Origin of the sequence: Mesorhizobium sp. M1312 (assembly GCF_040318115.1) — a bacterium.
GTDB lineage: Bacteria > Pseudomonadota > Alphaproteobacteria > Rhizobiales > Rhizobiaceae > Mesorhizobium.
This window is the reverse complement of the sequence record NZ_JAMYLQ010000003.1, coordinates 70,723-95,319: the sequence shown is the minus strand read 5'-3', so window position 1 is coordinate 95,319 and position 24,597 is coordinate 70,723. Positions and strand designations below refer to the sequence as shown.

Sequence of the window (24,597 nt, the reverse complement as noted above, 5' to 3'; positions counted from 1 at the left end):
CATGCTGCATTCGAACGCCGAAATCCGTCGCCGCATCGATGCCCTTGGCCCGTGGTTCCACAATATGGAGCTGGCAGGCGTCGAAACCGCCCCCGACCATTTCCTCGGCAACTACCCGCTGATCAAATGGCGCAAGTTCGCCGAGGCGATTCCTGCCGATCTGTCCGGCAAGGCCGTGCTCGACATAGGCTGCAACGCCGGCTTCTACTCGATCGAGATGAAGCGACGCGGCGCCGGCCGCGTCCTCGGCATCGATTTCGATGAAGCGTATCTGGCGCAGGCGCGCTTCGCCGCCGAAATCGCGGACTGCGACATCGAATTCCAGCAGCTGTCGGTCTACGACGTCGGCGCGCTGCAGGAGAAATTCGACATCGTCCTGTTCATGGGTGTGCTGTATCACCTGCGCCACCCTCTGCTCGCTCTCGATCTGATCCGGGAGCACGTCGCCGGCGACCTGATGATCTTCCAGTCCATGCAGCGCGGCAGCACCGAACTGCCTGCACTCGATGAGAATTATCCTTTCTGGACACACGATCTGTTCGATCGGCCGGAGTTTCCGAAGCTGCATTTCGTCGAACATCGCTATGCCGATGACCCGACCAACTGGTGGATTCCCAATCGCGCCTGCACCGAAGCGATGCTGCGCAGCGCCGGCTTCGAGATCGTGCTGCACCCGGAACAAGAGGTTTATTTCTGCCGCGCCGCCGATGAGCCGGCCGGCGGCGGCGCCGTCTACCCGTCGAAAGGACAACTTCATGATTGAAGCCGCGATGATCTGGAACGAGCCGAACAACAAGTCCCACTGGGATCCCGAACTCGACCCCGACTGGAGCCGCTTCGCCAATATGGCAATACTGGCAGCCGATGCGATCGCATCGGAAAACCCCGCCGTGACCAAGATCCTGGGCGGCATTTCGCCGATCGATGCCGATTTCATGGCGCTCATGAAGGGGTACGGGGTGCTCGATCATGTCGATGCCGTCGCCGTGCATGGCTTCCCGCTTGACTGGAATCTCTGGCAGCTTCAGGAATGGCCCCAGAAGATCGGCGAGATTTCGAGCGTCACCGAGCTTCCCGTATGGGTCAGCGAAGTTGGTGTGTCGAGTTTCGGGGCCGAGGAGGTACAGCTGTGGGGTTTGCGCAGGAGCGCCGAACTGCTGCTCGGCAATGCCTCGCGTGTACAATGGTACAGCCTCTATGATCTTCCGCGCGAATGGGGGGCAACGACGCGTCATCGCGAGGCGGAAGGCTCCTCCTACTATCGCCACTTCTACATGGGCCTGCTACGCGAAGACGGAACGCCCAAACCCGCGCTCGAGGAATTCCTGCGTTACACGCCCGAAATGGGACTGGTGCAATGGTTCCACTTTGAAGATCCCCGGCTGGACGACGCCGTCGCCTGGATGAAACGGCTGGGCGTCACCAATCTGCGCACCGGGCTTTCCTGGGCCGACAGCTTCAGGCCCAATGCGCTGGACTGGTACGACCGGCAGATGGAAGCACTTGCCGATTTCGACGTGACCATCACCTTCTGCTTCACTCCAGAGCACCGCGGAGTGATGCCGCATCACACCAGTCCGCCGCTAGTGCCGGAGGAATTTGCCGAGTTTTGCGCGATGATGACCCGCCGCTACGCTCCCGCCATGGCTGCCTCGCCGGTCAGAGCCGTGCGGGCTTCGGCAGCATGAGTGAGCCATGCAACACGCACCTGACAGATCCGGAACGCTTGCCGAATTCGCGGCCCTGTTGACAGGCGCTGCCCCGCACGGCTCTGACGGTGCTGAAATCATGATCGTTGTCGCGCATCCAGACGACGAGACCATCGGCATCGGCGGGCATCTTGCCGGATTGCGCGGATCTCGCATCGTTCATGTCACTGATGGTGCGCCGCGAGACCTTGACGACGCGCGAGCATACGGCTTCGAGACGTGGCAGGGCTACGCCAACGCCCGCCATAGCGAGTTGGAGGCGGCGGTGGCGGCAGCGGGTTTGCCGTCGACGGCCCTGATCAGCCTCGGCTATCCCGACAAGCAAGCCGCCGGAGATCTTAGATCGCTCGTACGGGAGCTGACCGGCCTCTTGGCCGATCGTGATGTCAGCTTCGTCTGTACGCATCCTTATGAAGGTGGTCACCCTGATCATGACGCGACCGCCTTTGCCGTCCATGCTGCCTGCCAATTGCTCCGCCGCGACGGACGCCATGCGCCGGCCATCGTTGAAATGGCATTCTATTCGGCCGGACCTGAGGGTGCGATCCTTCAGGATTTCAGCACCGATTCCGGCAGTGAGTGCATCGAACTGCATCTTACGGAAGCGGCTTTCCAACGGAAGCGGTGCATGCTGGCCTGCCACCGGACACAGCAACGGACCTTGGAGCCGTTTACGGCGCGCGTCGAACGCTTCCGGGTGGCGCCCGACTATGATTTCCTGGCGCTGCCGAACAACGGCAAGCTTTATTACGAGGCGTTGCCGCTCGGCTTCGGGCCGGCGGTTTGGCTTCACGCCGCGGCCGCTGCACATGAGGAGCTTGGGCTCGACCGGCCATGACCCTCACCGTCCTGAACGTCGCCTACCCTCTCGCGCCAGTCGGCCCGGATGCGGTCGGCGGTGCCGAGCAGGTGCTGTCGATGCTCGACCAGGCACTCGTGCGCGCGGGACACGGCTCCATCGTGATCGGTTGCCAGGGCTCCAAAGCAGCGGGCGTCCTCATCGAGACACCTGCTGAACCAGGCGTGCTCGACGATGCGGCGAAAAAACGGGCACAGCGCTCCCACCGCGAAGCGATAGAATCCGCACGCGCCCGTTGGCCGATCGACGTGGTTCATCTTCACGGCATCGATTTTGATGCCTATCTGCCTGATGATGGCCCGACGCTTGTAAGCCTGCACCTGCCGCTCGATTGGTATCCTGCCGAAGCCTTGCGCACGGTCCGTGACGATCTATGGCTTCACGCCGTCTCGGTGGCCCAACAGAGGACCGCGCCGCCGGGCGCCAGACTGGTTGCGCCCATTCCAAACGGCGTCGATATCGACGCGCTGAGCGCCCGGCAGTCCAAGCGCAACTTCGCGCTGGTGCTCAGCCGCATTTGCCCGGAAAAGGGCATCCACCTGGCACTGGACGCGGCCAAAAAGGCTGGTGTGCCGCTGGTCATCGGCGGCATGGTCTACCCCTATGAAACGCACACTGTGTACTTTCGTGACGAAGTCCAGCCGCGCCTCGACAAGCGGCGCCGCTTCCTCGGTCCGCTCGGCTTCACGGCAAAACGGCGCTTTCTCAACGCCGCCCGCTGCCTGGTCATCCCCAGCCTTGCCGCGGAAACCAGCTCGCTTGTCGCGATGGAGGCGCTGGCCTGCGGCACGCCGGTCGTGGCCTTTCCCAACGGCGCGCTGCCGGACGTGGTCGAACACGGCAAGACCGGCTTTCTGGTCAATGACGTCCACGAGATGGCGCAGGCCATCGTCGCAGCATCCAGCCTGGATGCCGAGATATGCCGGGCCGAGGCGCGGCGCCGCTTTTCGCTCGACCAAATGATTTCGTCTTACATGGATGCCTACCAAGCGCTGGCAGGGCTTGGTGCCGGCCGCAGGCGCCTCGCGGCAGTGCAGTGAGCGGTTTTCATGCTCCGCTCAGAGATCATCGACGATCCGGCCGCTCTTGAGGCCCTGGCGCCGCGCTGGCGGGAGCTCTGGGCGCACAGCCGGACGGCGACGCCGTTTCAATCCCCCGCTTGGCTCGTGCCCTGGTGGCGCACATTCGCGCCCGGAGAACTGGCGACGATCGCTGTCTGGCGCGGCGACGATCTGGTGGGATTGGCGCCACTTTACCTGGAACACACAACTTCCGGTTCGAAACTGCTTCCGGTCGGGATTTCGTTGAGCGACTATCTCGAGGTCCTGTGTTTCCCCGGGATCGAAGCGGCTGTCGGGGCCGCCATCGCCGACCGGGTTCTTGCGATCGCGTGGTCGCAATGGATCTTATCGGACCTACCGGCGGGTGGTGCGGGTCTCACTATTACGCACCCTGCGCTGGAGGCGGGTCAACTAGCCGACCACGCCGCTTGTCCCGTGCTCCCGATCGCTGGTGACAATGCGCTTGCGGTCTGTATTCCAGCGCGGCGAAGACGCCAGTTGCGCCGCGCACACAAAGCCGCATGCAGGCGCGGCTGCGTCTCCATCATACCGGCGCAAGCCGATCCCAAAACATTCCTCGATCACCTGATCCGCCTTCACGGCGCGCGTTGGGCCGGGCGTGGCGACGGAGTTCTGGCCGATCCGGCTGCGGAAGAATTCCATCGGCAGGCGCTTCCCCTGCTTGCCGCACAGGGTCTTGTCCGATGCTGGCTTGTTGCTATCGATGATGCAATCGTCGGCGCCTACTACGGATTTCATCATCGCCACCGCGCCTACGCCTACCTTGGCGGTTTTGATCCGGCCTATGCCGAGGAAAGCCCCGGCGCAATCCTGATCGGTCACGCGATTGCCGAGGCGGCTCGTGAAGGGGCGCGGGAGTTCGACTTCCTGCGCGGCCAGGAGACCTACAAATATGGCTGGGGCGCGGTCGACCAATGGACAATGCGAAAGGTCTGGACGCGGAGCATGGCTCGATGAGCACGACTGGACGAAAACCATCGTCACAGGCGTCGACCGCAAGAATGGTGATCGAGGAGTGCATGGCCGACAATGCCTGCGTCGAAGCTATCATTGCTAGGCTGGCGCTTCGCTTCGAGACGGGGATCGATGCCGCAGAACTGGCCGAAGTGGCGCTGGATATGTGCGCAGCCGCCCTTCGCAACCGAGACAGGCTGGAGCGGATTGCCGAGCTGCTTCATCACAGGCCTGATATCTTTGCCATGCTGCGCGAAACAGGTGCGGCCGTTCGCCATGAGCGTAATGAGGAGGAAACGGATGCCGCGGTCGTCCGGCGGCTGGCCTCCGGCTTCGATGCCGCGGCGATGATTTCCTTGGCGGCGAGCGTTCAGCTGTCTTCGTTAGGAGACGAGGAGAGACTCACCGCCGCCACCGACGAGATCGTCGTATGGTTGGGAAGGCAAGGCTTCATCGGCGCCGGCCGGGACATACTGGACATTGGTTGCGGCATCGGGCGTTTCGAAAGCGCGCTCTCCGATGCAGCGCACCGGATCGTCGGCATCGACATATCCCTAGAGATGATTTCGGTCGCTCGCCGGCGATGTGCCGGGCTGCGCAATGTGGAGCTGCGACTGACCTCTGGTCTCGATCTTGCCGATTTCAGCAACGCAAGCTTCGATTGCGTGCTGGCTGTCGACAGTTTCCCCTATCTGGTGCTGGCTGGCCTGGCGGAGCGGCATTTCAAGGAAATTGCGCGTGTTCTGAAAACGTCAGGCATGGCAGCACTTCTGAACTACTCCTATCGCGGATCGCCGGCGTTGGATCGTGCTGATGTTCACCGCCTCGCCGAAGCCCACGGCATGCAAGTCGTGGTTGACGGCGAGAATCCGTTCCGCCTGTGGGATGGCAATGCCTTTCTTCTTATGGCATCCGACGGAACATTACGGCCCAATAATTGTTCGGGCCTCAAAGAGAAAAGGCACCTGTGGGTGCCCACAATCCGAAGGAGGACTAGATGGCATTCGGCGGCGAGATAGACATCATCTCTGCCGCCAGGGTAAAGGCTCTGGCGCCGGCGCGATGACCGGTTGGCCAAAAGCACAAGGTCGAGGAAACGCGGCTTTGTCCAACAGAGGCCAAAAGTACCGAGCGACGCCGGCTCGATGGCAATCGGATCAATTCCGATCAGTATCACGCCGCAGATCGGCTCTCTTAAGACTGCTGCTGCAACCGCAGACGCCAATCATGACCAGTGGCCAGCTGAGGTCGCCGGAGTCGAGTTGTCGAGCGCACCCGTTAATATTGCCCGAAGGAACCGAGGGGAACGCATAGGCTTTCCCGACGAGACCAGCGGCTTCGAAACAATGCTGTGCAAGGGACGGCGCTGGCTGTGAGGACGGCGCGGCAATCGTTGCAAACTCTGATTGGTGTCACCACACTGGTGAAGGGATCAATTCATTAAGAGAACACTATGTCTCGCTCGAGCGACGATACAATCAGCCCGCAACTCCGGCTGGCAATAGACCGGAAGATTGCATCTCTGCTGACCGCCATCGAGCAGGAAAAGGTCCCCGACCGGTTGACCAACCTCGCGGTTCAATTGCAGAACGCGCTTGTCGAGAAGCGTCGGTGCAACGCAAAGAAAGAAGACTAGCTATCGACGCCTGTCGACTGCGAAGTTTCCCTGTGCTTCGGACAGATGATTGCGTCTTTCCACCAATGTCTGCAACGAACTTTCGCCGAGGTATTCCAGCACGCTGGCGCGCGCTCGGTTAAGGCGGCTTTTTACCGTTCCCACCGCGCAACCGCATATTTCGGCGGTTTCTTCGTAGCTGACACCAAGAACCCCGATCAGCATCAGGACCTCGCGCTGATGTTCCGGCAGCTTCTGGACCGCGCTATGGACTTCCTTGCTCTGAACGGACCACTCTTGCGTCGCTTCCGAAATCGGGATCAGAGAGGCACAGTCAAGCAGGCCGGGTTTTTCCCTGTCGGCCGCCTTGATGTGGGTATAGTAGGTGTTGCGCATGATGGTGAAGAGCCACGACTTCATACGCGTTCCCGGCTCGAACTTATCGATGTTGGCGAGTCCTTTGGTCAACGTCTCCTGGACCAGGTCATCGGCGTCGTCAGGAACACGGCAGAAGGTGCGGGCGAAGGCTCGCAAGGCAGGTATCAGGTCAACGATGGAAACTTCATCCGTTTCCTGGTTGGCCAAGGGGTAGCCCCTCGAGGACAATGGTCCAGCTCCCAGCAAGAATGAGTTGATAAACGCAGACCTAGCTAAATGCATGAAGGTTTGGATCGTTCCGGAGATCGAAATAAGTTGCTAGAAAATCTCGAATGGGCGAACGCGTACCCCGTACGTGCGGCTGAGTTCCTTTTGCGGCGCGTCCCGCACGCTTAGAACACGGCCAGTGTCCGCCTCATTGGGCAGGCAGCGATGGCAATTCGCCATTGTCCGCAAGCAAAAGGCGCCAGTCCTTTTGCTGGAACAAAGCTGCGCACCGGCAGTTCGACGGGCTTGAGCCGGTATCCCCGGCTTTCATCCATCGAGGAGCGATACATCATGGCCCAGTCCCGGCAGCGTTCAGAAACTCGAACCGCAAGCAGTCTCGACCAAAATGTCGAGCGCGGAAACGGCGGTGAGCTTCACCAAAGGGCGGGAGGTGAGACGCCTGGCCTGACCACTGCGCTCGGAACGCCTGTCTCGGACGATCAGAACACTCTCAAGATCGGCCAGCGTGGGCCGTCGCTGATCGAGGATTTCCACTTTCGTGACAAGATCTTCCATTTCGATCACGAGCGGATTCCTGAGCGGGTCGTTCATGCTCGCGGCTACGGCGCACACGGCTATTTCGAAACCTATGAATCGCTCGCCAAATACACGCGCGCCGACATTTTCCAGCGTGCTGGCGAAAAGACGCCGGTTTTCGTGCGCTTCTCGACAGTCGCCGGCAACAAAGGCTCGTTCGACCTGGCCCGCGATGTGCGCGGTTTCGCCGTCAAGCTTTACACCAAGGAAGGCAATTGGGATCTAGTCGGCAACAACATCCCGGTTTTCTTCATCCAGGACGCTATCAAGTTCCCCGACCTAATCCATGCCGCCAAGCAGGAACCCGACAGCGATTTCCCGCAGGCCCAGACAGCGCATGACAACTTCTGGGACTTCATCAGCCTGATGCCGGAATCGATGCACATGATCATGTGGATCATGTCGGATCGTGCGATCCCGCGCTCCTTCCGCTTCATGCAGGGCTTCGGCGTCCACACCTTTCGCTTCGTCAACGCGAACGACGAATCCACCTTTGTCAAATTCATCTGGAAACCAAAGCTTGGCATGCAGTCGGTGGTCTGGAACGAAGCCGTCAAGATCAATGGCGCCGATCCGGATTTCCATCGCCGCGACCTGTGGGAGGCGATCCAGTCCGGAAATTTCCCGGAATGGGAACTTACCGTACAGCTCTTCGATCAGGACTTCGCGGACAGCTTCGATTTCGACGTCCTCGACGCCACCAAGATCATTCCCGAAGAGATCCTCGAGCCGATCCCCGTGGGACGACTGGTGCTGGATCGCATGCCGGACAACTTCTTCGCCGAGACCGAACAGGTTGCGTTCATGACGCAAAACGTGCCGCCCGGTATTGATTTTTCCAATGACCCGCTGTTGCAGGGGCGCAACTTTTCCTATCTCGATACCCAACTGAAGCGGCTCGGCAGCCCGAACTTTACCCACCTTCCGATCAATGCACCGAAATGCCCGTTTGCACATTTTCAGCAGGACGGGCACATGGCCATGCGCAACCCGGCAGGCCGTGCCAATTATGAGCCGAATTCGTAGGGCATGGGTCCGCGCGAAGATCCCCAGCACGGCTTCCGTTCCTTTGCCGATGCAGAACAGGGCCAGAAAGTGCGGCTGCGGGCGGAAAGCTTTGCCGACCACTACAGTCAGGCGCGGCTGTTTTTCAACAGCCAGACGCCTCCGGAACAACGTCACATCGCCATGGCGTTGACATTCGAGCTGAGCAAGGTCCAGACGCCGGCAATCCGCGAACGAATGGTCTCCCATCTGCTCAACATCGATGAGGCGCTGGCGGCCACCGTCGCTGACAAGCTTGGCATTCGAAAGATGCCAAGTCCGGCGGCCGCTGCCGTGCCGCCGCGAGACGACCTGGAGCCCTCGCCGGCGCTCAGCATCATCGAAAACGGACCGGAGAGCTTCAGAGGCCGCAAGGTCGGCGTACTGGTCAGCGACGGCGTGGATACTGCACTGTTCGAGCATCTCAGATCGTCGATCGAAACGGAAGGCGCGGTGATGGAGGTTGTCGCCGCAAAGATCGGCGGCGCCAGTGCGGCCGATGGCAGGCACATCGAAGCGAAGCACATGATTGACGGCGGACCATCGGTCCTGTTCGACGCGGTCGTGCTTATGCTGTCAGAACCGGGCGCCGAACTCCTTGCCAAGGAAGCCGCCGCGAAGGATTTCGTTTCCGACGCCTTCGCGCATTGCAAATTCATCGGGTTCACGTCGCAAGCCGAGCCACTCCTGACCAGGGCAGGTGTCGATGCGGATGCCGATGAAGGACTGAAAAGGCTGGATTCACAAGAGGCGGCTGAGGAATTTGTCCAGGCATGCCGGAAATTGCGGCTGTGGGCGCGAGAGGCGGCCGTCAAGCTCTGACGCCGGCGCATGCTGAGCACCGGTTCGCATGGTTGACCGCAACCTTGCGAACCGGAAGCAGCCGCGTCGCTCGGGCCAGGCCGTCTATGACCGGTCGTTGTTCTTAGCCGCTTCCTGTCGCTGCTTTTTCAGGACTTCGTCAGTCCCGACCAGCTTTTTCGCCCCGCCGGTGATCGCTGTGGACACCACGGCAGGCGGGTCGCTCGCGGGAAAGGAATCCTCAAGCCCGGCCTGCAACTGGTCTTCCAAGGTTTTCGGCTCTTCCGACCGACCAGGCGTCCTTCGGGTTTGCGCTTCCTCCAGCGGCTGTTTCATTTTGGGCGAACAACTGACTTCGCGAACGCAGGCGTAAAGCTGTTCGATGGCAAATTCCTTCATGGTCTCGAAATCCGCCCTCTCATCATGCATTGCCTCGATCTGATCGACCATGGCCTTCTCGAACCGGTCAAGGCTATCGCTTCCGCAGGCCTGGCAAAGACGCAATAATGCTTCGTGGAGCAGTTTCGGACCAAAATATCCAGCCGCTTCGAGCTTGAGCCGCTGCAAATGCTCTGGAGTTACCGCCTGAAGTTTTGACATATGCAGCCCTTTTCGCCTGACGAGCATATCAACGGCAATGGTCGGCAGATGTTCCATTCACCCGGCACTGATGCCTAGCTCTTGTTTAGTCAGCCGCCTCGCTTCCAATTTCAGGCGTAACGGCAAAATCGCGTCATGACCGGAATTCTCGTGCTTCGCGTCCTCTAACGGCGGCGCGGTCATTTCGCGTCGAAATTGAACAGCATTGTTCCGTCGGCAGGCCATGCCGAGATAATGGCGGCGGCCGAAGGTAGGTGAACTCGACATCGCGATTGTAGAAAGCATTGTAGAAAGCACCGATCAAGCGCCCTGCCAGCAAGTGAGAAAGGAACCTTTTCTGAAACACGCCGTTTGCCAGTAGGTCGTTGCATTAGCGACCAGTTAACAACGGAAGGGTCTTGTCATGAGCTACAAGATGATCTGTCTAGGCGCGATGGCGCTTTCTATGGTAAGCGGCGTTTCTCTTGCGGCAGGCACCGAAACGGGCACCTCTGCCTTGGATGACCCCGCAAAGATGGAGCCGTTCTACACGGATTCCAACATGACGACTCTGCGGTCCGACGACGAGTTCACGGCAGCTTGGAAAGCGCTAACGGACGAGGACCGCATGGCAATGACAAAAGTCTGCGATGAGGAAATGGCAAACGCCAACGCCGCCAATAGCCACCCTGAATTCTGCAGCAATGTCAAAAAGCTCGGCGGCGAGACACAGAACTGAACCATGGGAAGGCGGCAGCGGCCCGCCTTTTGGTTAGCGACTGTGAGGAAGAGAGGCAGCCGCGTGAGGTCGGCTCAACGGGCCGCTCCGCCACTCACGGCCACGCGAATACCAAGGCCAATGATGAAACAGCCGGCGATGCGCTGCTGCCAGAGCCGTATCTTTGGTTGCTTCAGGATCCACTCGCCAAGCGTACCAGACGTGAGCGCATATGCGCCTAGCACCAATACACCGGTGATCTTTTGCGTGCCACCCAGCAACAGCAATTGCAGGGTCACCGATCCTCGAGCCGGGTCAACGAATTGCGGAAGGAACGCAACCATGAATGTGATGGGCCAGGGATTTATGAGATTGGCGATCATTCCTTCTCGTGCGGCAGCCAGCGGACGAAGATTTCGATGCTCTTCGACGGCAACTTCCGTGGCTGGCGAGCGCAACAGGCTTAATCCGAGCCAACACAGATAAGCGGCGCCAGACCATCGGAGCAGATTGAATGCCAGCGGCGAGGCCGCGACCAATGAAGGCACGCCGAATGCGAGGAGAGGCAATTGAACAAGCCCCGCCCCCACAGTCATGCCCAGCACTGTGAAAAAAGCCGTGCTGCGCCCGTGAGAGATCCCGCGTGCCGTCACAAGCAGGCTGTCGGGACCGGGCGGTGCCTGCATGAAGATAACTGTCCCCAGGAAAGCCATCCACAAGACGGGATCCATGATCCTGCTCTCTTCGCCTGACACCTGCGCAGTGTCTTTGAGGGATTCCAATTCTTACCCAGAGGCCCGTTGCCGTTGCGCTCTGAATTGGCAGTTGCAGGTGAATTCCTGCAACTGCCAGTCAGTTAGGCCGGTTCAAGAATTTCGGACACAATGCCCGATCCCTTGCATCTTCGGGGCAGAGCTCCTGGCTATCGCTTGCCGGGCTCCGCAAGTCGGCATAAGGAATTACGCGGCCGCTTGAAGGGCACGTTCGTTCACACCACCCTCGCCTAGACCTGTCAGCGCTTCGTCTGTCGCGACCTCTTCCTTGAGCGTCTCTTTGAGAAGAGCGACGACATCGGCCTTTCCCATCTGCTCTGCCCAGGCGATAAGAGTACCGTACCGGGCGATCTCGTAATGCTCGACGGCTTGCGCCGCTGCGACCAGTCCGGCATCGAGCGCAGGGGCACCTTCATATTCTTCGAGGATCTCCGAGCCTTCTTCAATGATGCCGTCGATCGCCGGACAGGTCTTGCCGCGCGCTGCCTTGCCAAATTTCTCGAACACTTCCTCAAGACGATCGACGTGAGCTTCCGTTTCCATACGGTGCTTTTCGAAGGCGGCAGTCACTTTTTCCGACTCCGCACCTTTCGCCATTTTCGGCAGGGCCCGCAGTATTTTCTTTTCGGCGTAGTAAAGATCTTTGAGCCCGTCGAGGAACAGGTCCTCAAGACCCTTGGTTGTCGCTTTCGCAGCTTTCTTCGCAGTTGGCATGGTTGTCTCCCGCTGGGGTTGGAGCTAGCCTCCCAAACTAGGAAGGCGTCCGATAACCCCGCCGGCCGGCAACAAGTTCCCTGACGATTCGAGCCGCTGGAAATTTTCCGACGCTTCGGGGTCGAATGGTCAGGTGCTGCAAAGGGTTAGCTGATGAGCGGATGCGCAAGGCGATGCCTCACGGGGTGGCCGCTCCCGCGCCCCCGGTTGGCCCGGGCGGCGCAATCGGCTCAATCGATCCGCCTGATACGGCCCTTGTCGAGACGGAATACTCCATCCTGTCCGCCCTGCCTCTCAAAATCGGTAAGCAGATCGTCCCATGTACCCAGGAACTCGCCGCAGTCGTCGCAAAAGATCCGGTCGTCAGGACCGGCGTCGCCCGGAATCCTCAGCCTTATTGTCAGGCAATAAGGGCACTCCAACTGGTGGTTGAGATATTCTTTAGTCATGGACGACAGCGAGAATGCACTGGAAATGCGGCCCCTGCAACCTCGCTCGCGCTGGTCTGGCGAGTTCGGTCAGAAATGTACAACGATAGGGCATCACGGCGATTGTTGCGATCCGGGAATAACGAGCGCGCCTTCGTTAGGGGCCGAGTATTCAAAGCCGATGAAAAACGCAGCAAGAATTAGCGCGCAAATAATTGCAATTGCTGCCAGTGCGGTTCTGGACAACAGCTCACGCGGTTCGCGGTTTTGCAACACTGAATCGGTCGGCTCTCTGTTCGAAGACGACGGAGGATCGAGACACCTCAAACTCATTATACGTCGTTTTTGGTCGGAGGCCAGCCAGACTGGGCCGTCGGGGGAATGTTGTCGGATGTCAACTCACCCCGCCTGAGTTTTCTAATGGCTTCGTTGGCTTCGATTTCATCCAGGCCGGAAAGCGGCAAACCGTCAACGATGACGGCTTCCTCGCTCTCCTCGTCATAGACTTCCCACAGGCCCTCCGAATCCTGTCGTTTGTTGTAGATGGTTGGCATGGCCGCTCTCCTAGATACCGCTATTGAATACGTGTTACCCACTCCAGAGCCTCCGTCTTTTCGTCCGCCTGGAGCACCCGTGTTTCGATTTGCGGGAAAAGCGCGCCCCTCATCTCCGTAGCTGCCTTGATCCACTGTTTTCGGACACTACTGCGGCACGCTGGAAGCGGTGGAATTCGCCAAGTTTGCTCGAGCCGTACTGCAGATCGCGGCGCAAGGCGCCGCCCGTCATGTCCTCCAACTCAGTAAGGTCGGCCAGGATGCCGATCTATTGATATTCGCTCAGTTTCTCTTCGACGGCCGGGATGACTTTATCGTAGTCCTCCGCCGTCACGGTTCCGGCAACGCGAAATGCGGCGACATTCTCAGGAGCAGAAAATAATCTCGATCACTTTTTCCTCCTTCGAATTGGGTTCAGGGTTATGCCGAACAACTCAAGCCGCCCACGGATGTTCCCTGGTCCTAAGCGTTTTGCGATCCTAATTTGACGCTCATAAGCGGGCGCAAATGGCACAGAGTTGTGCAGCGACCATCGACGGCGCAGGGCAGATCCAACAGTGCAAGACGATCGCACCGAGCATAAGACCTTAATCGGCCGCTTTCCTTGGCGGCTCCCGGGTCGCATGTGTGACGACCGTATAGCGCGTAACCGGCCCCTCATCGGGGTCTTCTCCTTGAAAGTGAACGTCCGCGTTCACTGGTAGCCGGCTGGTCTTGCCGAATTCCTTGACTGCGGACGCACGGACGAGTTGGATGGCCGGGTCCTGCTTCATAATTTTTATTGCCGCAAGCTCGGCAGTACTGCTGCCGCCAATGCGCCAGCTGGCTTCGAGCACACCGGATCGCCAGGTACCCGACGAATCGACGCCCTGGCCGATATCGTAATTGCGCCGCGAGGCGAAAAAACCAGGGTATTCAGCCATCGCCGCGTCATAGGCCCTCGCCTGCGCCGTTGCCAAAGCTAGTGCGCGAGGAAGCTGAAGATCGTCGAGAGCTTCCCATCCGCCGCGCACTACAATGAGATCGGATCCGCCATAAACGGATTGTCCCGCATTATCGGTCGCCGTCCTTTGCGTGCCGTAGTAGGCGACCATGAGTTCATCGATCTCAGTTCTGCCAACACTTACCGTGACGATGTCACGAAGGTCCGCTTCTAACACCAGACCGCACTCGTCCAGGTCGGGGGAGCGGTATCGCTCGAGCAGTCTCTCGACGTCAGCAACCGTGCGAACGATGTGCTGGTCCTGGCCTCGCGAAGAAAGCGGTGGTTTAATTCGGGCCGGCCCGAGGCTCAGCAGACGTTCTGCTGCTCGCAGCGCATCGTGCCGCGAAAACACGGTGTAGCCAGGCAATACTGCTGCGCTGACAGTTCTGCCGAAGTCGGTTGACCATTCTTTCGGTCGCTTGGCCAAGTCGTCGACCAGTTCATGGGTTATCGCCTTGGTCATTGCGAAGCGCCAGGGCACCACGCCGCCGAAGAGATCCTGCGGCCCGTTGATACCCAGCCGTGCCGCATCAGTGGCAAGCAAGCTGTCGTCCGGCACGAAATACAAGCACCCGCCATTGCCGCCGCTGTTGCCTAGGCCCTGCCGGAAGGCAAATCCCTTGAGGCCCGCAATCGTGCGGGCAACGGCAGCCATGGCTTCCCGTTCGTGAGCGTAGAGGGGCTCGCAGCCCGGCGCGGAGAATGCGATCACGGTCCCTTTTGCCTCGCTCGGCTTACTGGCTCTGTGCTCGGTCATGTTGCTCGTTCTGGTTCTAGCTCGTTATGGCCGCGGGTTACCGATGTTGCGCGCCCGCTATTCGCTCCGACTCAAGAGAACGCGCAAGATGGCAGAAACGTTCAGCCTGGCTTGGCCGGCTCGCCGTCTTTTGCGCCCTTTTCGAACGATATCCGTCGGGAACCGCTACCCAGAGCGCGCGATTAGGGGATAGACGTCAGGTTCAGATCGTGTCTGAAGGTGAGCGCCTAGTGGCGAGATTCGGAAACAGTATCGGGTGGATTCGGTGACGTTGCTGGTTCAGCCGCGCCTGGTCAACGACCCCTTCTCGGATGCGGGCTTCTTCTGGATTTCCGATTCGGCAACCGGGCGATGCTCTTCGACATTGGTGATCTGTCGCCACTTTGGCCGCGCGAAATCCTGCGCGTCAGCCACGTATTCGTTTCACACATGCACATGGACCATTTCGCCGGGTTTGATCGGCTCCTGCGGCTATTTCTATACAGGAATAGAACGGTGCATTTCTTCGGCCCGCCTGGGTTGACCGAGGCCGTTCAGGCCAAACTCAACGCATACACGCGGAACCTCCTCGACGAACATTCCCACGACTTCATGATAGCGGCCTGTGACTGGACGCCGGCCGGATTTCGTCATTCCCGCCTCTTTCGGGCGCGGTCGGGCTTTGCTCGGCAAGACACGGCATCAAACCCAGCCGAGGGAAATATGCCCGATTTCCGTGTCGAAGCAGCAATGCTCGACCACGGCGTTCCATGCCTTGCATTTGCGTTTCAGGAAAAGATCCGGGTCAATGTACAAAAACCGCAACTGGAAGCATTGGGTTTGCGCGTCGGACCTTGGTTGAGCGAAGCCAAGCGTGCGGTCCGGCGCGGCGCTGATCCGGGCACAATGCTCGCCCCAACCGCGGATCGGCATATCTCGGTCGGCGAGCTGCTCGGTGCCGGAGCCCTGAGAACCGGCCCCGGACAGAGGATCGTCTATGCGACCGATCTCGCATTCAACGAGGCAAATCTTGCGCGTGTCGTTGCGCTTGCGCACGGCGCTAACCAGCTGTTTATCGAAGCGGGTTTCCTGCAGGAAGATCGCGAGCTGGCCGCCGCGAAGCGCCATCTCACGGCAGCCGAAGCCGGCACGATCGCCCAGGCTTGCCGATGTTGATCATGCCGTGCCGATGCACTTTTCGCCCCGCTGTCTCGGGCACGAGGACAAACTGCATGCAGAGTTCGCGGCAAATCTAGGCGTCGGAAGCCCTTCTCAACCGGGACGATGAACACCAACATCTAGGCAATAGCCGGGATCACCCGCGCTTTTCGATCACTTGCGTTGAGGATCCCGGCGGGCGGACCGTCGACGTCGGCCTGCAAGGATGGCGGAAAGGGTGACCGGACGAAATTCCCAGCTGTCGACGCCTGTGTCGTACTGGCGCGTGACCGGGCTTAGTCTGCCGTGGGAATGGCCATGCAGATTGATCGATTTCTTGCCGATCTGGTTCCAGGTGCGAAAAGGATAGTGGCAAAGGATCAGCAACCTGCCGTCTATCGTCAGCTCGTTATAATGCTGTGTGCTGGCCCAACCAGCGGCGCCGATAGTTGCTGCGCCGTCATTGTTGCCGATAATCAAATGCTTCCGGCCATGAAGCGAGGACAGGAGCGATGAAACGAATTCGGCCGACCCCTTCGCAAAATCGCCGAGGTGCCAGATCTCGTCATCTGGGTTGACGGTTTCGTTCCACAGCGAAATCAGCGTTCGATCGTGTTCTGCCAGCGAGCCGAACGGGCGACGATCGATCCGCAGGATGCGGGGATCGCTGAAATGTGTGTCGGCCGTGAAATAGATCATTGGTCGTTCACAGCCTTTGCGGGCGACGAGCCCGATCCTCGGCATGCAGCGTCGAGCCTGGAGCGGGATGAGCTAGCGCGCCATCACGCGCTGGCCACCTTGCTTGTTTTGTCTGTCTCCGACGCGGCTGAGGTGCTGCTTAGGACGCGACTCGCTACAATCGAAGCCTGCCTTGCTGTTGTCCGCGGCGAAAAACCGCCAAGGGTGGCGCGCCAAGCGTTCATCGTCGCGGCCAAGGACGCGAGGATCCTGCTCGGCGAACAAATCTAGACCGGCGCCGTCAGGCAGAGCCTCGTTCAGGGAACTCGATCTCTTCCTTGACCTGCTCTTGCAGATCGTCACGCGCGCGCTTCGCCTCGTCGCGAGGCGCCTCCGAACCCGACTGTTTCTGTCTATCCAGTTCGTGTTCGACCGTATCGCGCGAACCTTCTGCCGGATCCTCTTGCGGACGGTTCTTGTCCGGCTCGGCGGCTTGGTCCTGTCGCTTGTCCTTTCTGCTCTGATGACTATCGGGACTGCGCTCGTCGGCGTGGTCGGTATTGTCTCGGCTTGAGAAGGCCCGATCTCCGCCAATCACTTCGTCTGGCATGTTGGTCATACTCCGGTTCCCCGATCTTCGCTGCGCGAAAGCTTGCGAAATGCGTCTCGCCTTTGGCACATGTTCGTTGATGAGGCCAACGGCAGATTTGCAGCTTAGTTCCATCCAACCTGCGGCAGACTGGCCGCCACCGGAAAAACTCGGTAGCGGCGCCGGTATCGGCTGAAGCAAGCACGTCCAAGTCCGCGATTAACATAGCCCGCAAACTCGGGGTCAAAGCCTCGTTGTGAATGACCTGGTCACTGGATCCGTGACGATATCGGCCTAGATCGCCAGATGCCGAAGTCGAGTTGCTCAGACAATCGCTCGATCCCAACCGCCATAATGCTGGTCGCTGCGCGTGCCGCGCGGCAGGCTGAGCACGATCAGCGCCAGACCGATCGTAACGTCCGCCGCGATCGCGGTGGTCCCACCGCCGGCGAGCACGAAAGGTGAGGCCGCGATCCACGCACCGAGCACCACATTGAGGAAGCGCACCGGCCGGACAACCTCGGCCATGGCCGTGACTGCGACCATGACAATGAGACAGCCGACGACGTGATCGCTGAAGTAGAGCGGTGGTTCCGTGCCAAAGATCAATGGCGTCATCATCAGCGAGGCGCCGAGCAGCGTGCTCGCTACCAGCGTCCATGGGAAATTCACGCCGCCGGTGACAAATTCTTTCAGCAACGCGGAAGCCGGACGGTCGAGGTCGGTCGCAGGTGTCTGGTTCTCCGACAGTGCCGGTCCGCTCATCCAGAAGGTACGCCAGAACGGCTCGCCCGCCCTCGTGGCGCCCCAGAGATATTGGATGGTCGCCAGCACCTCATCGACCGAGTAAGGGATCAGCACCACCGTGACGGCGGCCTGGAGGATGCAGAGTGTGCACAGCGCGCCAATCAGCGGTGGCTGGATGATGATGAAGGAGACGCTGACCACGCCGAGCGGAACGATCAGCAAGCCGAAGAGGAGCACCATCCACGGCATGGTGCGCCAGCGCCGGCGGTCGCCGATCGCGCCGGCGAGGATATCGAGGCAATAGGCAAAGGCGCCGAGCCCGGCATCGGCGATTGGAAAACCCTTCGAGACCCATGACGTCACCACCGCCTCGCTGCCGTTGCGCACCGGCGCGCCGCCGGGGTCGAAGAACGGATCCCACAGCCCGTCTATGTGGCCCATCTGGTAGGCGGCGAGATAGCGCGAAACGAATAGGCCGACGAAGGCCAGCGCCACGATGGGTATCCGCTGCGTGAAGGTCGATGGCGAATAGGTCCAGCCCAGCGGAATGTCGTCGTCGGCCGCCAGCGCGCGGCGGCTGATGCCAGGGGTCGGCGGGATCATCACCGCAAAGGCGACGATCAGCATGCCGACGAGCATGTCGATGGCATAGGCCGCGGCGCTGGTCGTCCAGAACAGCAACGGCGCAAGCATCACCCAAAGACCGAGCGACGCCGTGATCCACTGCACCCAGCGCCAGCGCCGGAGCATGCCCATCAACGCAAAGACCGTGACGAGCAGGCCGGAAACGATCTCGCTGACACCGAGACCGGCGTTGCGCAATTGCGGCTCCGCAATAGCGTGGCCCAGAGCGGGAGGTATCGCGGCTGCGACAGGATCGAACAGGCCAATTGTCATCGGTGATGTGACCAGCCACAGTCCGAGCGCAGCGTTGGTCATCGGCGCCCAGCGCGTCCTCGACCGATGCCGTTTTATCGCTGCATCTACCTCCTCCTTGCTTCGCTCGAGCGGTCCCTTGAGGCGCCTTTCGGCCTGCTCGATCTCAGGACCCGAAGCCGCGACAACGGGCGGATCGAGCTTGTTGGCCGCGTACCAGTCTGTGGGGTCCTGTTTCAGCCGGCGGATCATCTCCGGCAATGTGTCCAGCAGGCTATGTCTGGGCGCCCAGCCTAGCAGCGCCTTGGCCCGCGATATATCGATCTCGTAGTGATCGTCCGAGTTCTCGATCATCCACGGCTTGATGTCGGTGTCCTGGTCGAGCACCTCGGTCTGGACCCACGCGCCCAGCTTCGTCAGCTGCTTCGGCAGCGCCAAGGTGCGCCAGTCCTCGCCATGGATGAGCCGGCCGATGCGCTTCTGCATCTCCTCGTATGACGGTGTGACTTCCTCGCCGATCAGAAGCACCGCCTCGGCTGGAAGTTCGGCGCGCCGGTCGACGGTGCGCACCACCGCATCGACGAGATCGTCCTTGTGCAGATAGGGCTGGCCGGCGGTGATATCGCCGGCGAACAAATACGCGGTCGGTAAGCGCTCGAAGATGCGAGCAATCTGCTGGGCAATGAAGGCCGCCCGGCAGTCTTCGTCATAGACGCCGGCGAGCCGTAGGATCACCGTCTTGATTTGCCCGCGCTCCCTCGAAATCAGCGCCTCGGTTTCGGCTTTCGATTTTGGGTAGGCCCAGGCCGGGTCGAGCGGCGAGCCCTCATTGATTTTGGTGCCCCTCTCCGGGCTTGGCGCATGGACGAGAAGCGTGCTGGAAAACACGAACTGCTCGGTCTCGATCGCCGTCAGCGCCTTCAGGAGCCGGCGCGTGCCCTGCACGGTGACGGCGTCATATTTCGGATTGTCCTGGCCGGTCGTGTCATAATAGGCCGCAAGATGGATGACCGAGGCGATGCGACCGCCGCTGCGCTCGTGTGCCGCCTCCACCGCCCTACTCACGCTCTCGTCGGAGGTGAGATCGATCTCGATCGTCTCCACGCCGGCGGCGGGATGCTTCGGTTTTGCAACATCCAGGCCGATCACACGGTAGCGGTCAATCAAGCCTCGCGCAATCGCCTGCCCCAGGAAGCCGCTGCTGCCGGTGATAAGAACCGTCGGAAGGGTCATGCCGTTATCTGCCATAAGTCAGGCCCGTTCGCGTTGGAAGAGAGACCCGATGGCGCTATGCTTGGCCCTGGTCCGCCCAGGATCATTGCCTCGGCCTTTCCGCAGGCGCGAGATGCTCGAGGAACCATCGCGTGGCGTGTCTGACCACTTCGTCCATTGTGCCCGGCTCCTCGAAGAGGTGGCCGGCACCGTCGACAATGATCAACTGTTTCTCGCCTTTCAGCGCGGCAAGAGCACGCTCGTTCATGCCGATCACCGGCCCGTCCAGGCTGCCGACCAGAAGCAGTGTCGGGGCACGCACGGCCGCCAACGCGTCCATCGCCAGATCGGGCCGGCCGCCGCGTGAGACGACAGCGGCGATACGTGCATCCGGGCGTGGGGCGGCCACCAGCGCGGCTGCCGCGCCAGTGCTTGCCCCGAAATAAAGTGGAACAAGCCTTCTGGTCCGTGCTTCCGCAGCCGCCCAATGCGTCGCCAGCGCGAGCCGCGATGCAAGCAGGTCAATGTCGAAGACGTTTCGCCTGTCGCGTTCCTCGATCGACGTCAAAAGGTCGACGAGAAGGGTCGCCAGTCCGGCCTGCCGAAGTGCTGCGGCCACATGATTGTTGCGCGGACTGAGCCGTCCACTTCCGCTGCCATGAGCGAAGATGACGATGCCTTGCGCACCGTGCGGCACGCCCAGCAGCCCAATAAGCCCCTCGGGCTCGATCCTGACCTCCTCAACCTCTGTCATGGCGGTTGCCGGCATCGTTACACTCCAAAGGGAGGATCACAGGCAGGGGAACTGCGCCTCGCGCCCACTCAGTGCGTTAAACACCGGCATGCCGGAAATGTTTCCGAGTCAGGCTAGAAAAATACGGCTATCCCATTCCGGACCGACGGATTTGTTCCCGCCCGCCTATTCGGAACTGTGATCTCCCTCGGCGCAACGCTCTCCGCGGCCGAGGCTCAAGTCGTGTTTGGCATCAAACGATCTGGAGCCGCCAAGCACGGTGCAGCGTTCGAAGCGAACTTGGTGCAGCGTCGCACTCGCCGGGCCCGCGATTTTCAGCTAGCGCCTTTTATGGGTGGCCTGTCTGTGTGGCTCCATTCCGCCTTGCGTGCCCGTGCTTCCTCGACGATCAGCTTGAACTCCCGCATCATCGCACTCTCAATGGCGAAGGCACTGCTTGGCAGGACGCCGGGGTCTTCCTGATTATTCTAGAATTGAAAACGAGCCTCTAGTTCGGCCCATATGCGTTCGGAAGTCGCGTCGAGGCCGGCAAGCAGCGCGACGACCAGCGCCAGAGTCTCTCGCTGGGCATTCAGCCGCCCCTCGATCTCTTCATTCGTCAACCCGGACATGTGGATCGCTTCCAGTTTCAGGCGAAACGGCAAAATCGCGTCCTTGTTCCGGAATTCAGCTCGTCGGCTCGTCCGGAGACGCAGCCTACTCCTCCCTGAATGCCCGTTGGATTTGGTCCGCCAAAGGTTTCACGAGATAGGAAAGCATGGTGCGGTCGCCGGTCGAAAAGAACACCTCGACAGGCATGCCTGGCGCCAAGGTCAGGCCCTTTAGCCTGGCAAGCTCTGTGCGCGGCAAAACAACATGCACGGTATAAAAGCCGGCGCCTGTTTTCTCATCGACATTGAGGTCGGCGGAAATCTTGCTGACGGCACCGTTCAGTTCCGGCGTTGTTTGCTGATTGAATGCCGACAGCCGCAGGGTCGCGCTTTGCCCTGGCGTCAATTGGTCGATGTCTTGCGGAGCCACGCGCGCCTCGACGGTCAGGTCGTCTGTCACCGGGACAATCAGCATGATGAGCTCTCCCGGAGAAATAACGCCACCGACCGTGTGCACGCCGAGCTGATGAACGACACCGTTCTGCGGACTGCGTATATCGATTCGCTTGAGCTGATCTTCGGCCGAAACCTTGCGCTCGACGTATTCAGAGATCTTTGCCTGGACGTCTCGCAGCTCGCTCGCCACCTCGCTGCGCAAATCCTGGTCGATCTGAATGATCTGCAACCGGGTTTCCGCGATACGACCCTTCGCCTGCGCAATCGATGCAGTCAGTTGCCCGTGCTCACCTTTAAGCCGCACGGCATCGCGTTCAAGCGCAGTAATGCGATCGATTGAAACCAGCTTGCGTCGCCAAAGTAAGCGCATGCCTTCGAGCTCAAACCCGATCAACTTGATTTCCTGGCTCTTGGCATCTCTTTGCTCAGTCAAGCCGGAAACTTCTTCGGCAAGCTGCGCAACACGCTCTTCCAACTGAGCCTTCTGACCGGCGCGTGCCTGTCGGCGAAATTCGAACAGAGATTGCTCGCCGGCCGTCGCCCGACCAACTTCGGGGGCATCCTGCCGTGACACAAGCGAAGCTGGAAAGATGATGCTTCCTTTGCCGTCGCGCTCGGCTTCAAGGCGAGCCAGGCGCGCCTCGAATTCGTCCAAGCTCTTCGTGACGATCGCCAAATTGGCCCGGGTGATCGTCTCATCGAGGCGGATCAAAACCTTGCCCGATTGCACGGCATCGCCTTCCCGGACGAAGATTTGACCGACCACGCCACCGGTTGGATGCTGTACTTTCTTGACATTGGAATCGACGACCAATTTTCCCGAAGCGATAACGGCCCCGGAAAGCTCGGTGACTGCAGCCAAACTCCCCGCCCCGCCAACCAGCAGGATGCAGGTTGCGACACCGCCAAGCAGATAGCGTCGAATGGTGCGATCGGCCGCGAATGTCGTGCGTTGCGCCATCAGGATGCCGTCTCTTCAAGTCCGGAAACGACCTTCAAGGGAACGCCTGCTGGGCGAGTTATCTTGTTCAAGATCTCATTCTTCGGGCCAAAGGCCTGGATCCGGCCGTTCGCCATCACAAGAACCTGATCCAGGCTGGCCAGCGCGCTCGGCCGGTGTGCGACCACGATGGCAATACCGCCTCGCGCGCGGACACCTTGAATTGCTTCCGTCAACGCGGCCTCGCCTTCCGCATCGAGGTTGGAGTTAGGCTCGTCGAGAACAACAAGAAACGGGTCACCGTAGAGAGCCCGGGCAAGCGCAACCCGCTGCCTCTGGCCGGCCGAAAGCGCCGATCCGGCCTCGCCGATCCGCGTCTCGTAGCCTTCCGGCAGGTGGATGACGAGATCATGAACGCCGGCCGCGCGCGCAGCCGCCAGTATCTTGTCCGAGGGCGCTTGCGGTTCGAAGCGCGCGATATTTTCGGCAATGGTACCATCGAACAGTTGGACATCCTGAGGCAAATAGCCGACATGGTTGCCCAGTTCTTCCGGCGACCACTGGTCGAGCGTTGCGCCATCCAGCCGGACGGTTCCACGAACTGGGAGCCAGATGCCGGCAATAGCGCGCACGAGCGATGACTTGCCAGAAGCGCTCGGCCCGACAATGCCGAGGCCGACGCCCTTTTCCAATGCAAAGGTGGCGTCTTGCACGACCAAACGGCGCTCTCCCGGTGGGGAGACAGCAATACCTTCGACCGAAAGAGCAGATCCCGGCGCAGGCAGCGAGACACTTGTGGCAGTTTCGGGCAGCAGGGCCAAAAGCTGTGTCAGCCGCGCCCAGGCCTGGCGCGCGGTGACGAAACCCCTCCAGTGCGCGATAGCCAGTTCGATTGGTGCGAGCGCCCTGCTCATCATGATCGAACTGGCGATCATGATACCGCCGGTCGCTTCCTGATGGATGACGAGATACGCGCCGATCGCCAGGATACCCGATTGCAGCATCATGCGCAGGATCTTCGAGATCGTTCCGAGCGTCCCGGCGAGGTCGCTCGCTGTTGCATTGGTGTCGAGATAGTCAGCATTGATCCCTGACCAGCGCTCGGCGATGCGTGATCCAAAGCCCATGGCCTGCAGAACCTCGACATTGCGACGTGTCGCTTCGGCAAGTGTATTGCGCGCCGCCGCTTGACTGTTTGCCTTTCTGGCGGGCTCTCTCGTGCGAATTTCGGCAAGCAATGTCAGGCTGAAGAGAATGACCACGCCGGCCAGCGCCGTCATGCCGATCCAGAAATGGAACAGGAAGCAGATTGCGAGATAGAGCGGCATCCATGGCAGGTCGAAAAGCGCGGTCGGACCGGCGCTCGACATAAACGATCGCACCTGATCAAGATCACGCAAGGATTGAAGGCCGTCGCCGGCGAGCTTGGTGCGCAGCGGCAAACGCATCAGGGCGGCATAGACCTGTCCGCTCAAGCGCGCGTCCAGCGCCATTCCGATGCGGACCAGCAAACGCGACCGGATGAGTTCGAGAACGCCCTGAAAGACGAAAAGTGTGCCGGCAAACACGGCGAGCCCGACGAGCGTCGGCACGCTGCGGCCAGGTATGACGCGATCATAGACCTGCAGCATGAAGAATGAGCCGGTCAGCGCCAAGACATTGACGACGCCGCTCATCAACGCAATTCCGGCCAACGCTCGACGGAAGGAAGCCAGAACCGCCGCGAGGGTCGTTCGCGGCTCGCATGGAGGGGGATGCGACATCACCTTCACATCAATCCTGGTTCAATCTCAGGCGGCAATGACCGCGCCCTAAATCAGGCATGATGGCGAACGTGTCCGTGCCGAGCCCACCGTCAGGTCTT

27 protein-coding genes and 1 pseudogene are annotated in these 24,597 nt (G+C 60.4%); 11 read left to right on the top strand and 17 right to left on the bottom strand.

The annotated features are described in order from the left end of the window. Position 1: 1 nt before the first annotated feature. From NKH36_RS05665 to NKH36_RS05645, 5 genes are read left to right on the top strand one after another with little or no spacing between them, the layout of a single operon-like run. On the top strand, positions 2–763 hold the full coding sequence (locus tag NKH36_RS05665; RefSeq protein WP_352957987.1) for a TIGR04290 family methyltransferase: 762 nt from the start codon (positions 2–4) through the stop codon (positions 761–763). Beyond that, positions 756–1,688, top strand: a complete 933-nt coding sequence (locus NKH36_RS05660; protein ID WP_352957986.1) for a glycoside hydrolase 5 family protein — start codon at positions 756–758, stop codon at positions 1,686–1,688. Before NKH36_RS05665 ends, NKH36_RS05660 begins: the two co-directional genes overlap by 8 nt. Positions 1,689–1,695: 7 nt before the next feature. Beyond that, positions 1,696–2,547 carry a PIG-L deacetylase family protein gene (locus tag NKH36_RS05655; RefSeq protein ID WP_352957985.1) on the top strand — a complete coding sequence of 284 codons (852 nt, stop codon included), beginning with the start codon at positions 1,696–1,698 and terminating at the stop codon, positions 2,545–2,547. Continuing rightward, entirely contained in the window at positions 2,544–3,608 is a 1,065-nt protein-coding gene (locus NKH36_RS05650) for a glycosyltransferase family 4 protein (protein WP_352957984.1), read from the top strand. The genes NKH36_RS05655 and NKH36_RS05650 overlap by 4 nt, the downstream gene beginning before the upstream one ends. 9 nt (positions 3,609–3,617) lie before the next feature. Continuing rightward, positions 3,618–4,607: a GNAT family N-acetyltransferase gene (locus NKH36_RS05645; protein WP_352957983.1), complete on the top strand. Its 990-nt coding sequence runs from the start codon at positions 3,618–3,620 to the stop codon at positions 4,605–4,607. A 23-nt stretch (positions 4,608–4,630) separates the two neighbouring features. Here the strand turns inward: NKH36_RS05645 and NKH36_RS05640 are convergent, their stop codons facing one another. Continuing rightward, positions 4,631–4,828: a hypothetical protein gene (locus NKH36_RS05640; protein WP_352957982.1), complete on the bottom strand. Its 198-nt coding sequence runs from the start codon at positions 4,826–4,828 to the stop codon at positions 4,631–4,633. Positions 4,829–4,849: 21 nt separating this feature from the next. Between NKH36_RS05640 and NKH36_RS05635 the strand changes: the two genes are divergently transcribed. Next, the gene (locus NKH36_RS05635) at positions 4,850–5,623 is read left to right on the top strand and encodes a class I SAM-dependent methyltransferase (RefSeq protein ID WP_352957981.1); all 774 of its coding nucleotides are present in this window, start codon (positions 4,850–4,852) and stop codon (positions 5,621–5,623) included. A gap of 434 nt (positions 5,624–6,057) precedes the next feature. Then, on the top strand, positions 6,058–6,240 hold the full coding sequence (locus NKH36_RS05630; protein WP_352957980.1) for a hypothetical protein: 183 nt from the start codon (positions 6,058–6,060) through the stop codon (positions 6,238–6,240). Here the strand turns inward: NKH36_RS05630 and NKH36_RS05625 are convergent, their stop codons facing one another. Further along, positions 6,241–6,804 (bottom strand): sigma-70 family RNA polymerase sigma factor, encoded by a 564-nt coding sequence (locus NKH36_RS05625; protein ID WP_123148978.1) that lies wholly within the window; start codon positions 6,802–6,804, stop codon positions 6,241–6,243. Between the two features lie 185 nt (positions 6,805–6,989). Then, on the bottom strand, positions 6,990–7,157 hold the full coding sequence (locus NKH36_RS05620) for a hypothetical protein (RefSeq protein ID WP_352957979.1): 168 nt from the start codon (positions 7,155–7,157) through the stop codon (positions 6,990–6,992). On the opposite strand from NKH36_RS05620, the pseudogene katE reads away from it, so the two are divergent. Further along, positions 7,156–9,267 (top strand): annotated as a pseudogene (gene katE / locus NKH36_RS05615) (catalase). The gene NKH36_RS05620 and the pseudogene katE sit on opposite strands and share 2 nt — an antisense overlap. 84 nt (positions 9,268–9,351) lie before the next feature. Here the strand turns inward: katE and NKH36_RS05610 are convergent. Both NKH36_RS05610 and NKH36_RS05605 read right to left on the bottom strand, forming a co-directional pair. Continuing rightward, positions 9,352–9,903 carry a hypothetical protein gene (locus tag NKH36_RS05610; protein ID WP_352957978.1) on the bottom strand — a complete coding sequence of 184 codons (552 nt, stop codon included), beginning with the start codon at positions 9,901–9,903 and terminating at the stop codon, positions 9,352–9,354. Further along, positions 9,904–10,131: a hypothetical protein gene (locus NKH36_RS05605; RefSeq protein ID WP_352957977.1), complete on the bottom strand. Its 228-nt coding sequence runs from the start codon at positions 10,129–10,131 to the stop codon at positions 9,904–9,906. Between the two features lie 118 nt (positions 10,132–10,249). On the opposite strand from NKH36_RS05605, the gene NKH36_RS05600 reads away from it, so the two are divergent. Beyond that, positions 10,250–10,564: a hypothetical protein gene (locus tag NKH36_RS05600; RefSeq protein WP_352957976.1), complete on the top strand. Its 315-nt coding sequence runs from the start codon at positions 10,250–10,252 to the stop codon at positions 10,562–10,564. 74 nt (positions 10,565–10,638) lie between these two features. On the opposite strand, the gene NKH36_RS05595 is transcribed toward NKH36_RS05600, so the two are convergent. The 5 genes from NKH36_RS05595 to NKH36_RS05575 all read right to left on the bottom strand — a co-directional run bounded on the left by NKH36_RS05595 (position 10,639) and on the right by NKH36_RS05575 (position 14,754). Continuing rightward, entirely contained in the window at positions 10,639–11,274 is a 636-nt protein-coding gene (locus NKH36_RS05595) for a LysE family translocator (protein ID WP_352957975.1), read from the bottom strand. 228 nt (positions 11,275–11,502) lie between these two features. Next, entirely contained in the window at positions 11,503–12,030 is a 528-nt protein-coding gene (locus tag NKH36_RS05590) for a YciE/YciF ferroxidase family protein (protein WP_352957974.1), read from the bottom strand. Positions 12,031–12,260: 230 nt separating this feature from the next. Further along, positions 12,261–12,479: a hypothetical protein gene (locus NKH36_RS05585; RefSeq protein WP_352957973.1), complete on the bottom strand. Its 219-nt coding sequence runs from the start codon at positions 12,477–12,479 to the stop codon at positions 12,261–12,263. Positions 12,480–12,790: 311 nt separating this feature from the next. Continuing rightward, the gene (locus NKH36_RS05580) at positions 12,791–13,012 is read right to left on the bottom strand and encodes a hypothetical protein (protein ID WP_352957972.1); all 222 of its coding nucleotides are present in this window, start codon (positions 13,010–13,012) and stop codon (positions 12,791–12,793) included. A gap of 587 nt (positions 13,013–13,599) precedes the next feature. Continuing rightward, the gene (locus NKH36_RS05575; RefSeq protein ID WP_352957970.1) at positions 13,600–14,754 is read right to left on the bottom strand and encodes a DUF3182 family protein; all 1,155 of its coding nucleotides are present in this window, start codon (positions 14,752–14,754) and stop codon (positions 13,600–13,602) included. Positions 14,755–15,105: 351 nt separating this feature from the next. On the opposite strand from NKH36_RS05575, the gene NKH36_RS05570 reads away from it, so the two are divergent. Further along, positions 15,106–15,909 (top strand): MBL fold metallo-hydrolase, encoded by an 804-nt coding sequence (locus NKH36_RS05570; protein WP_352957969.1) that lies wholly within the window; start codon positions 15,106–15,108, stop codon positions 15,907–15,909. A gap of 156 nt (positions 15,910–16,065) precedes the next feature. On the opposite strand, the gene NKH36_RS05565 is transcribed toward NKH36_RS05570, so the two are convergent. After that, a complete protein-coding gene (locus tag NKH36_RS05565) occupies positions 16,066–16,590 on the bottom strand; it encodes a metallophosphoesterase family protein (protein ID WP_352957968.1) in 525 nt (174 codons plus the stop codon). Here NKH36_RS05565 and NKH36_RS05560 point away from each other — a divergent pair. Further along, positions 16,564–16,860, top strand: a complete 297-nt coding sequence (locus tag NKH36_RS05560; RefSeq protein WP_352957967.1) for a DUF982 domain-containing protein — start codon at positions 16,564–16,566, stop codon at positions 16,858–16,860. The genes NKH36_RS05565 and NKH36_RS05560 overlap by 27 nt on opposite strands. A gap of 10 nt (positions 16,861–16,870) precedes the next feature. On the opposite strand, the gene NKH36_RS05555 is transcribed toward NKH36_RS05560, so the two are convergent. The 6 genes from NKH36_RS05555 to NKH36_RS05530 all read right to left on the bottom strand — a co-directional run bounded on the left by NKH36_RS05555 (position 16,871) and on the right by NKH36_RS05530 (position 24,496). Next, the gene (locus NKH36_RS05555; RefSeq protein ID WP_352957966.1) at positions 16,871–17,188 is read right to left on the bottom strand and encodes a hypothetical protein; all 318 of its coding nucleotides are present in this window, start codon (positions 17,186–17,188) and stop codon (positions 16,871–16,873) included. Positions 17,189–17,482: 294 nt separating this feature from the next. Beyond that, positions 17,483–20,014, bottom strand: a complete 2,532-nt coding sequence (locus NKH36_RS05550) for an NAD-dependent epimerase/dehydratase family protein (protein ID WP_352957965.1) — start codon at positions 20,012–20,014, stop codon at positions 17,483–17,485. An 82-nt stretch (positions 20,015–20,096) separates the two neighbouring features. After that, a complete protein-coding gene (locus NKH36_RS05545) occupies positions 20,097–20,762 on the bottom strand; it encodes a dienelactone hydrolase family protein (protein WP_352957964.1) in 666 nt (221 codons plus the stop codon). A gap of 452 nt (positions 20,763–21,214) precedes the next feature. Further along, positions 21,215–21,358: a hypothetical protein gene (locus NKH36_RS05540; protein WP_352957963.1), complete on the bottom strand. Its 144-nt coding sequence runs from the start codon at positions 21,356–21,358 to the stop codon at positions 21,215–21,217. A gap of 85 nt (positions 21,359–21,443) precedes the next feature. Beyond that, entirely contained in the window at positions 21,444–22,754 is a 1,311-nt protein-coding gene (locus tag NKH36_RS05535; protein WP_352957962.1) for an HlyD family type I secretion periplasmic adaptor subunit, read from the bottom strand. Continuing rightward, on the bottom strand, positions 22,754–24,496 hold the full coding sequence (locus NKH36_RS05530) for a type I secretion system permease/ATPase (RefSeq protein ID WP_352957961.1): 1,743 nt from the start codon (positions 24,494–24,496) through the stop codon (positions 22,754–22,756). The genes NKH36_RS05535 and NKH36_RS05530 overlap by 1 nt, the downstream gene beginning before the upstream one ends. Between the last annotated feature and the right edge of the window lie 101 nt (positions 24,497–24,597).

Excerpts from the sequence above, each read along its gene's own strand:
- NKH36_RS05565 (WP_352957968.1), bottom strand. The coding sequence starts at position 16,590 with ATGATCTATTTCACGGCCGACACACATTTCAGCGATCCCCGCATCCTG.
- NKH36_RS05555 (WP_352957966.1), bottom strand. The coding sequence starts at position 17,188 with ATGACCAACATGCCAGACGAAGTGATTGGCGGAGATCGGGCCTTCTCA.
- NKH36_RS05640 (WP_352957982.1), bottom strand. The coding sequence starts at position 4,828 with ATGAAGCAGCTCGGCAATCCGCTCCAGCCTGTCTCGGTTGCGAAGGGC.
- NKH36_RS05575 (WP_352957970.1), bottom strand. The coding sequence starts at position 14,754 with ATGACCGAGCACAGAGCCAGTAAGCCGAGCGAGGCAAAAGGGACCGTG.
- NKH36_RS05610 (WP_352957978.1), bottom strand. The coding sequence starts at position 9,903 with ATGGAACATCTGCCGACCATTGCCGTTGATATGCTCGTCAGGCGAAAA.
- NKH36_RS05540 (WP_352957963.1), bottom strand. The coding sequence starts at position 21,358 with ATGTCCGGGTTGACGAATGAAGAGATCGAGGGGCGGCTGAATGCCCAG.
- NKH36_RS05535 (WP_352957962.1), bottom strand. The coding sequence starts at position 22,754 with ATGGCGCAACGCACGACATTCGCGGCCGATCGCACCATTCGACGCTAT.
- NKH36_RS05655 (WP_352957985.1), top strand. The coding sequence starts at position 1,696 with ATGCAACACGCACCTGACAGATCCGGAACGCTTGCCGAATTCGCGGCC.
- NKH36_RS05545 (WP_352957964.1), bottom strand. The coding sequence starts at position 20,762 with ATGCCGGCAACCGCCATGACAGAGGTTGAGGAGGTCAGGATCGAGCCC.
- NKH36_RS05560 (WP_352957967.1), top strand. The coding sequence starts at position 16,564 with ATGTGTGTCGGCCGTGAAATAGATCATTGGTCGTTCACAGCCTTTGCG.
- NKH36_RS05645 (WP_352957983.1), top strand. The coding sequence starts at position 3,618 with ATGCTCCGCTCAGAGATCATCGACGATCCGGCCGCTCTTGAGGCCCTG.
- NKH36_RS05665 (WP_352957987.1), top strand. The coding sequence starts at position 2 with ATGCTGCATTCGAACGCCGAAATCCGTCGCCGCATCGATGCCCTTGGC.
- NKH36_RS05660 (WP_352957986.1), top strand. The coding sequence starts at position 756 with ATGATTGAAGCCGCGATGATCTGGAACGAGCCGAACAACAAGTCCCAC.
- NKH36_RS05595 (WP_352957975.1), bottom strand. The coding sequence starts at position 11,274 with ATGGATCCCGTCTTGTGGATGGCTTTCCTGGGGACAGTTATCTTCATG.
- NKH36_RS05590 (WP_352957974.1), bottom strand. The coding sequence starts at position 12,030 with ATGCCAACTGCGAAGAAAGCTGCGAAAGCGACAACCAAGGGTCTTGAG.
- NKH36_RS05530 (WP_352957961.1), bottom strand. The coding sequence starts at position 24,496 with ATGTCGCATCCCCCTCCATGCGAGCCGCGAACGACCCTCGCGGCGGTT.
- NKH36_RS05580 (WP_352957972.1), bottom strand. The coding sequence starts at position 13,012 with ATGCCAACCATCTACAACAAACGACAGGATTCGGAGGGCCTGTGGGAA.
- NKH36_RS05550 (WP_352957965.1), bottom strand. The coding sequence starts at position 20,014 with ATGACCCTTCCGACGGTTCTTATCACCGGCAGCAGCGGCTTCCTGGGG.
- NKH36_RS05630 (WP_352957980.1), top strand. The coding sequence starts at position 6,058 with ATGTCTCGCTCGAGCGACGATACAATCAGCCCGCAACTCCGGCTGGCA.
- NKH36_RS05570 (WP_352957969.1), top strand. The coding sequence starts at position 15,106 with ATGCTCTTCGACATTGGTGATCTGTCGCCACTTTGGCCGCGCGAAATC.
- NKH36_RS05605 (WP_352957977.1), bottom strand. The coding sequence starts at position 10,131 with ATGCTTTCTACAATCGCGATGTCGAGTTCACCTACCTTCGGCCGCCGC.
- NKH36_RS05635 (WP_352957981.1), top strand. The coding sequence starts at position 4,850 with ATGCTGCGCGAAACAGGTGCGGCCGTTCGCCATGAGCGTAATGAGGAG.
- NKH36_RS05600 (WP_352957976.1), top strand. The coding sequence starts at position 10,250 with ATGAGCTACAAGATGATCTGTCTAGGCGCGATGGCGCTTTCTATGGTA.
- NKH36_RS05585 (WP_352957973.1), bottom strand. The coding sequence starts at position 12,479 with ATGACTAAAGAATATCTCAACCACCAGTTGGAGTGCCCTTATTGCCTG.
- NKH36_RS05650 (WP_352957984.1), top strand. The coding sequence starts at position 2,544 with ATGACCCTCACCGTCCTGAACGTCGCCTACCCTCTCGCGCCAGTCGGC.
- NKH36_RS05620 (WP_352957979.1), bottom strand. The coding sequence starts at position 7,157 with ATGATGTATCGCTCCTCGATGGATGAAAGCCGGGGATACCGGCTCAAG.